Annotated in this window: 6 protein-coding genes and 1 pseudogene; all 7 read right to left on the bottom strand. The window is 65.3% G+C overall.

Going from position 1 to position 7,669, the window contains the following annotated elements; translation table 11 throughout:
• Positions 1-874 (bottom strand): annotated as a pseudogene (locus tag AUC71_RS03080) (phosphoserine transaminase); the annotation flags it as partial.
• A gap of 173 nt (positions 875-1,047) precedes the next feature.
• Positions 1,048-1,893, bottom strand: a complete 846-nt coding sequence (locus AUC71_RS03070; protein WP_083238027.1) for an outer membrane protein — start codon at positions 1,891-1,893, stop codon at positions 1,048-1,050.
• A 203-nt stretch (positions 1,894-2,096) separates the two neighbouring features.
• Positions 2,097-3,446, bottom strand: a complete 1,350-nt coding sequence (glmM, locus tag AUC71_RS03065; protein WP_069623095.1) for a phosphoglucosamine mutase — start codon at positions 3,444-3,446, stop codon at positions 2,097-2,099.
• A gap of 150 nt (positions 3,447-3,596) precedes the next feature.
• Positions 3,597-4,664: a dihydropteroate synthase gene (gene folP, locus AUC71_RS03060; RefSeq protein WP_069623094.1), complete on the bottom strand. Its 1,068-nt coding sequence runs from the start codon at positions 4,662-4,664 to the stop codon at positions 3,597-3,599.
• A 78-nt stretch (positions 4,665-4,742) separates the two neighbouring features.
• The gene (gene ftsH / locus AUC71_RS03055) at positions 4,743-6,671 is read right to left on the bottom strand and encodes an ATP-dependent zinc metalloprotease FtsH (protein ID WP_069623093.1); all 1,929 of its coding nucleotides are present in this window, start codon (positions 6,669-6,671) and stop codon (positions 4,743-4,745) included.
• 192 nt (positions 6,672-6,863) lie between these two features.
• Positions 6,864-7,586 (bottom strand): hypothetical protein, encoded by a 723-nt coding sequence (locus AUC71_RS03050; protein WP_069623092.1) that lies wholly within the window; start codon positions 7,584-7,586, stop codon positions 6,864-6,866.
• The gene (locus AUC71_RS17290) at positions 7,549-7,641 is read right to left on the bottom strand and encodes an ATP-binding protein (RefSeq protein WP_244500770.1); all 93 of its coding nucleotides are present in this window, start codon (positions 7,639-7,641) and stop codon (positions 7,549-7,551) included. The genes AUC71_RS03050 and AUC71_RS17290 overlap by 38 nt, the downstream gene beginning before the upstream one ends.
• Positions 7,642-7,669 lie beyond the last annotated feature (28 nt).

The raw sequence follows: 7,669 nt of genomic DNA, 5'->3' as shown, positions 1-7,669 counted from the left end.
CGGTCCTGTCGACCGAGTCGGCGGATGACTTGGCATTGCGGTCGGCCGCGGGCCCATCGCGCCCTTGAGCCGCCGAGTGTCTCGACGAAGGCAAGCGCGTCCATATAGTCCTCAAGGCACAGCATGGACGGCGTGTTGATGGTGGAGCCTTCGAACAGATCCTCCATCACCTTGCCTTTGTTCGTCATGCGGAACAGCTTCGGCAAGGGCCAAGGCGGCGTGTAGCTTTCCAGCCGCTCGATGGCGCGCGGGGACAGGATCAGCATGCCATGCTGCGCCTCGCCGCCCAGCACCTTCTGCCAGGAATAGGTCGCGACATCGAGCTTGCGCCAGTCGATATCTTGGGCGAACACGGCCGAGGTCGCATCGCAAATGGTGAGGCCTTCGCGGTCGCCCGCGATCCAATCCGCGTTGGGCACACGCACGCCCGAGGTGGTGCCGTTCCAAGCGAACACCACGTCGCGGCTGAAATCGACTTGGCTGAGATCCGGCAACTCCCCGTACGGCGCGGTCAGCGCCCGGATATCGGCGATCTTGAGCTGCTCGACGATGTCGGTCACCCAATCGCTGCTGAAGGCTTCCCAGGCGAGCACGTCGACGCCGCGCGGGCCGAGCAGCGACCACAGCGCCATCTCCACCGCGCCGGTGTCGGACGCGGGCACCAGGGCCACGCGATAGCCGTCCGGCAGCTTGAGCAGCGCGCGCGCTTGTGAAGCGCCGCCTCGATACGCGCCTTGGTCTCCGGCTGGCGGTGATTGCGGCCGAGCAGCGCGCCCTTGAGTGCGTCGAGCGACCAGCCTTTATGCTTGGTGCAAGGGCCGGAGGAGAAGCGCGGATTTTCGGGCCGGCGGTTCGGCTTTGCTGGCAGAGTCATGAGCAAGACATGCTTGGCGGCAAACGCGCCGTCAAGTGCTGCACGGGGTAGCGCGGGACAAGAGGCAGTCCCCCTCCCCCTTTAGGAGGAGGAACTTGTTCGCAAGCCCACAAGAAAAAACCGCCCGTCGCGAGGACGGGCGGTAAGGCTGACAGTCTGGTGTGGTGGATGGGTTATTTAAAGGCGACCGGCATCGGCGCGGCAGTCTGATGCCCCAGTTTCCAGCGCACGCCGAACATCAGGTCGTGCGAGGTGATGTCGTTGATGTCGAGGCCCGCGTAGGAGCTGGAGTTGTCGTAAGCCGTGACGCGGCCGCTCCGTGCATCGCCGAGATCGAGATAGCGATAGGACAGATCGAGCGTGACCGACGGATTGACCTCGTAGGCGAGACCGCCATAGAAGGCCCAGGCGAAATTCGTCTCCGTATGGTCGGCGCCGTAAGCGACACCGAGGTTCGGCACGTTGACGTCTTTCAGGCCGAGAACTGAGACCGAGGCGACACCGATACCGCCGCCGACGTAAGGCGTGATGCACCAGACAGTGGGAAGATCGATATAGGCGTTGGCCAAGCCGACCCAGCTCTCGATGTCGGCGGTGTATTCGTTGGTGCCCGGTAGGAAGGTCCCATCGGTGGAATTTGAGGCACGGCTGAACGTGCCGTTGCCGCCCGGATAGCGGTCCTGGGCGATGAACAGCGACTTGCCCCGATATTCGCCGGTGGCATCGAAGCGCAGCCAAGAGTTCCACTGATAGCCGACGCCGATACCGAAGAACGGCGTGCTCTTGATGTCCTCGTGGAACACCTCGAAGTCGTTGAACTGGAAGAGTTCGCTGCTGATGTCGCCGACAACCGGATTGGCGGCGCCGATGAAACCCTTGAAGTAGACCGGGCCGGTGCAGCCGATGCACGGCTCAGGCAGCGGCGGAGGCGGCGGAAGGCCGAGATCGGCCGCGTTGGCGACAGCCACCGGCGCCATGGCCAGGGCGGTCGCAAGAATGATTGAACGTGTCTGTCCCATCTGATTATCCCTTCTGACTGCAGCCTTTGCGGTTCGGGCCTTGCGGGGCTGAAAGCGCGCTAGCTGTCTCGTCTGGGGACTATCGGCGGGATTGGTTAACGGACCCCTAAAGCGGGTCTCAAGTTGGGACAGGCGTGGCCGAACGGCCACGGCTACACATAACCAATTGAATTACATGATGTTTTTGAAACCAGGTGTGACCGCTAGGCCGCGGCGGCGTCCGACAAGGCATGCACGATGTCGGAAACCACGGTCTTGACCAGGCCCTCGTCGTCGCCTTCGGCCATGACCCGAATCACCGGCTCCGTGCCGGAGGGGCGGATCACCAGCCGGCCCGCAGTGCCGAGCCTGGATTTGCCGTCATTGATGGCCCGCTGCACGCCGAGATTGTCGAGGGGCTGGCCGTCCTTGTAGCGCACATTCTCCAGGATCTGCGGCAGCGGCTCGAAGCGGTTGCAGACCTCGCTCACGGGCTTGCCGCTCTGAACCACCACGGCAAGGATTTGCAGGGCCGTGACCAGGCCGTCGCCCGTGGTTGAAAAGTCGGACAGCACGATATGGCCGGACTGTTCGCCGCCGACGTTGTAGCCGTGCTGGCGCATATGCTCGACCACGTAGCGGTCCCCGACCGGGGTGCGGGCGAGCCCGAGCCCGAGATCCGCCATGTAGCGCTCGAGCCCGAGATTGGACATCACCGTGGCCACCACGCCGCCGCCGGCAAGCCGCCCGCGCCGGAGCCAGAACTCGCCGATGACCGCCATCAGCTGATCGCCGTCGATGATGCAGCCCTTCTCGTCCACGATCACCACCCGGTCCGCGTCGCCGTCGAGCGCGATGCCGATATCGGCGCGCACCTCCTGCACTTTGCGGATCAGGTTCTGCGGGGCGGTGGAGCCGCAATCCTTGTTGATGTTGAGACCGTTCGGATCGACCCCGATCTTGATGACCTCGGTGCCGAGTTCCCACAGCGCCTCGGGCGCCACCTTGTATCCGGCACCATTGGCGCAATCGATCACCGCGCGGATGCCGTCGAAGCGCAAATTGCGCGGCAAGGTGCGCTTGGCGAACTCGATATAGCGCTCACGTGCGCTTTCGATGCGGGTGGCGCGTCCGATGCGCTCGGCACTGGCGAGCAGCGCCGTCGTATCGCCCTCCATCAGCGCCTCGATCTCGGATTCCTGCTCGTCCGAGAGCTTGTAGCCATCCGGCCCGAACAGCTTGATGCCGTTGTCGATATAGGGGTTGTGCGAGGCGGAGATCATCACGCCGAGATCGGCGCGCAGCGAGCGCGTGAGCATCGCCACGGCCGGCGTCGGCATCGGTCCGAGCTGGAACACGTCCATGCCCACGGCGGTGAAGCCGGACACGAGCGCCGACTCGATCATATAGCCCGACAGGCGCGTATCCTTGCCGATCACCACCCGATGGCGATAGGAGCCGTTGGTGAAGAGCTTGCCGGCGGCCATGCCGACCTTGAGCGCCACCTCCGAGGTCATCGGATACGAGTTGGCGCTGCCACGGATTCCGTCCGTGCCAAAAAACTTACGAGCCATCCCGGTTATTCCCCCGTCTGCGCCGCCAGGCGGTACCCTCGTTCGAACTCACCCGGCTTAACATCGGATTATGCTCCCGGCTTGGGCGAGATGCGTTCAAAAAATGTAAGCAAAGATTACATCCCATCCCAGATCGGGCGCCGATTTCCCTTAATTTTCAGTACCAAACATGCTTGCGCGCCAGACTGCAAGGGCTTGGCGGCTGCCGGCCACGTCGTGCACCCGCAGGATCTGAACCCCTTGGGCGGCCGAGGCGATGGCGGCCGCGTGGCTGCCCGGCTCGCGGGATTTCGGGTCCTTGTTTTGGCCGAGCCCGCCGATGAAGCGCTTGCGCGAGGCCCCGACCAGAAGCGGCACGCCGAGCCCGTGGAACAGGCTGAGATTGGCGAGCACCGCGAGATTATGGCCGAGCGTCTTGCCGAAGCCGAGCCCCGGATCGGCGGCGATACGCGCCCGCCCGATCCCGGCCGCCTCGCACGCCTCGATCCGCGCCTCCAGATAGTCGAACACCTCCAGCACCACGTCGTCGTAGGTGGGATTGTCCTGCATGGTCTTGGGCACGCCCTGGGCATGCATCAGCACCACGTCGAGCCCCTCCTCCGCCGCCACGTCGAGGCAGGCGGGATCATAGGTCAGCGCAGAAACGTCATTGAGGATTCTGGCGCCCGCTTTTGCCGCCGCGCGCGCCACCGCGCTCTTGCGCGTGTCGATGGAGATCACCGCAGGCGAGCCCTTGAGCTCCTCGAGCACCGGCACGACCCGGGAGAGCTCGTCGTCGTCGGCGACCGTGTCGGAGCCCGGCCGCGTGGACTCTCCGCCAAGATCGACAATCTCGGCGCCTTCCGAGGCGAGCTCGGCCGCATGGGTGACCGCGCCCTCGGTCTCGTCATAGAGCCCGCCGTCGGAGAAGCTGTCCGGCGTCACGTTGACGATGCCCATGAGCGTGGGCCGCGCGAGGCTGAGCCCCGCAAACGGTGGGCGCGGCGCCGTCACGCGCTCCAGCACCGCGCCGAGACCGGCGTCACGCGACTCCTCCAGCGCCTCGACGGACACGAGGCGCCGCTGCGAGCTGGCGGGGTCGCCTTCGATTACGACAGCAGCGGTGAAGGCGATCGGCCCGCCGGCCAGCGGCAACGCCAGACCGTCCTCGATCGCGGCCTCCGCCGGGGGTCCGTACAGAAACCCGATCGGCCTGAGATAGAGTTTTCCCTCTGCCATGGCTTCAAGCCTTTAGCATGAAAGCAACATGCCCGGCGAAAGGCCGGGCATGCGCAAAATTTATTCGTGACGCAAAGCCTAGGTGGGCTGAGGCTCCAGGCCGCCCGCATCCGGCTCCGGCGGCTTCTTGCCCCGGCCCGCCGTGGGCACCGCGGAGGCCGGCCCCGGACGCGGCGTGTCCTCGGTGACATCCTCGCGCACCGGCGGCTTGCCGTTGAGCAGGTCCTTGATCTCCTGCCCGCTCAGCGTCTCGTACTCCAGCAGCCCGCGGGCGATGGTGTGCAGATCGTCGAGATTCTCGGAGAGGATCTTGCGGGCACCTTCCAACCCTTCGTCGACGATGCGGTGGATCTCCTCATCGACGATGGTCTGTGTCTCGTCGGACAGGTTCTGCTGCCGCGCCACGGAATGGCCGAGGAACACTTCTTCCTCGTTCTCGCCGTAAGCCAGCGGCCCCAGCTTGTCGGACATGCCGAACTGGGTGACCATGGCGCGCGCGAGCTGCGTCGCCATCTTGATGTCGGACGAGGCGCCGGAGGTGACCTTGTCGTGGCCGAACACGATCTCCTCGGCCACGCGGCCGCCCATGGCCACGGCGATGTCCGCGTTCAGCTTGGCGCGGGTATGAGACAACATGTCCCGCTCAGGCAGGCGCATGACCATGCCCAGCGCCCGGCCGCGCGGAATGATGGTGGCCTTGTGGACCGGATCGGAAGCCGGCTGATGCAGCGCCACGAGCGCGTGTCCGCCTTCGTGGTAAGCCGTCAGCGTTTTCTCTTCCTCGGTCATGACCATGGAGCGGCGCTCCGCGCCCATCATGACCTTGTCCTTGGCGTCCTCGAACTCGTTCTGCGTGACGAGCCGCTTCGACCGGCGCGCGGCGAGCAGCGCCGCCTCGTTCACGAGGTTGGCGAGGTCCGCACCGGAGAAGCCCGGCGTGCCGCGGGCGATGACGCGCAAATCCACGTCAGGCGCCAGCGGGACTTTCCGCACATGCACTTTGAGGATTTTCTCGCGGCCGATGATGTCGGGACGCGGTACCACCACCTGGCGGTCGAAACGGCCGGGACGCAGCAACGCGGGATCGAGCACGTCGGGCCGGTTGGTGGCGGCAATGAGGATGATGCCCTCATTGGCCTCGAAGCCGTCCATCTCGACCAGCAACTGGTTCAGAGTCTGCTCGCGCTCGTCGTTGCCGCCGCCGAGGCCCGCGCCGCGGTGACGGCCGACCGCGTCGATCTCGTCGATGAAGATGATGCACGGCGCGTTCTTCTTCGCCTGATCGAACATGTCGCGCACGCGCGATGCGCCCACGCCGACGAACATCTCGACGAAGTCCGAACCGGAAATCGTAAAGAACGGGACATTGGCTTCGCCCGCGATGGCGCGCGCCAGCAGCGTCTTGCCGGTGCCCGGAGGACCGACGAGGAGCGCGCCGCGCGGAATCTTGCCGCCGAGCTTCTGGAACTTCTGCGGGTCGCGCAGGAACTCCACGATCTCTTGCAAATCTTCCTTCGCCTCGTTGACGCCGGCGACGTCATCGAAGGTCACGCGGCCGTGGCGCTCGGTCAGCAACTTCGCCTTGGACTTGCCGAAGCCCATGGCCCGGCCGCCGCCCGACTGCATCTGGCGCATGAAGAAGATCCACACCGCGATGAGCAGCAGCATCGGGAACCAGGAGATCAGCACGCCGAACAGCGACGGCACGTCCTCCTCGGAAGGCTTGGCGGTAATCTTCACGCCCTTGCTGTTCAGCTTCTCGACCAGGTTCGGATCGTTCGGCGCGTAGGTCTGGAAGTTGCGGCCGTCGCTGAAATGTCCGGTGATCTGGTTGCCGGCGATGGTCACATCCTGGACGTTGCCGCCTTCGACCTCCGAGAGAAGCTGCGAGAAGCTGATCTCGTTGCCGCGGACCTGTACGCCCGGGGTCTGAAACAGGTTGAAGAGTGCGACCAGGAGAAGGCCGATAAACACCCAGATAATGAAGTTACGGAAATTCGAATTCATAAACTGACCTGACGGCTTGATCTACGGCACGCGCCCACCCAGGCGTATGCCCCCGAAATTCTGGCGCAGAATGGCTTAGTAAGCCTTGTTAACATAGGAACCGGCACTTCTTTTGCCAAGTAAAGCTAACGGAAACAGGTGCACGCTTCCTCAATGGCCGGAGGCGCCCCCGGGCTCCCGTCACGCGCCCCTTCAGAGGGATCCCCAAAGGAAGGTCGCCCGGCAGTCAAGGCCGACTTCGTGGCGCGAGGAAGGCGCGGATTGAAGCGGTTTTTGATCGAAATCTGGAAGGCAGAGCAGCCTACCGCCGCGCCAGCAGCCAGGCAGCGCCCTGGCGGCCGGCCGCGGCAGGGACGGCGGCAGCGCCTGGCGCTCTTTCAGGGTTTTCAGGCCCTCTTCGCCTAAGGCCCCCACCGTGATGGGGGCGCTTTCGTGCGCCCCGAGCTCGATGCGGAAGCGATTGTCCCACAGCATACGCTCGCCAGGACCGAGTTCGAGTTCGGGAAGCCCTGCTTTTCGCATCTCGCGGAAGAACAGGAGCCGGCCGTGCCGCGGCGTGATTCGGCAGCCGCCCAGCGTGTGCGCCTTGTCCGGATCGGCTCTCAGCGCGACGAGCAAAGCCTCGAGCTTGGCGAGCCGTGACGGCTCGCTCGCCCCGCCCACCGTGAAGATGAGCCGGGCGAGCGCCCGGAGTGCGATCTCCTCGGCCGCCGAGCGCAGCGCCGCAAGGCCGATGACGGCGTAGCCCGCCGCGCTCGTCTCCGCGTGGCGGCCCAGGAAATCGTCGGTGGCCGCCTCGAGCGCGGCACGCGCGCGCGCAAGCGCCGCGCCGACAAGGCGATCGCTTCCGGCGTGAGCCCCAACCCGGCAAGGGCGTTCACGGCCCGCGCAGGCGCCCGCGCTCGAAGCGCGCATCCTGGTTACTGGGATCGGTGACGTAAGACAGGCCGGCCTCGTCCGCCGTCGCCACGAGGCGCGCTTTGGGGATATCGAGCAGC

It is taken from the genome of Methyloceanibacter marginalis, assembly GCF_001723295.1.
In the GTDB taxonomy this organism is placed as follows: Bacteria; Pseudomonadota; Alphaproteobacteria; order Rhizobiales; family Methyloligellaceae; genus Methyloceanibacter; species Methyloceanibacter marginalis.
Note: the sequence above shows the minus strand (reverse complement) of the source record. Positions and strands in the feature narration are given on the sequence as shown.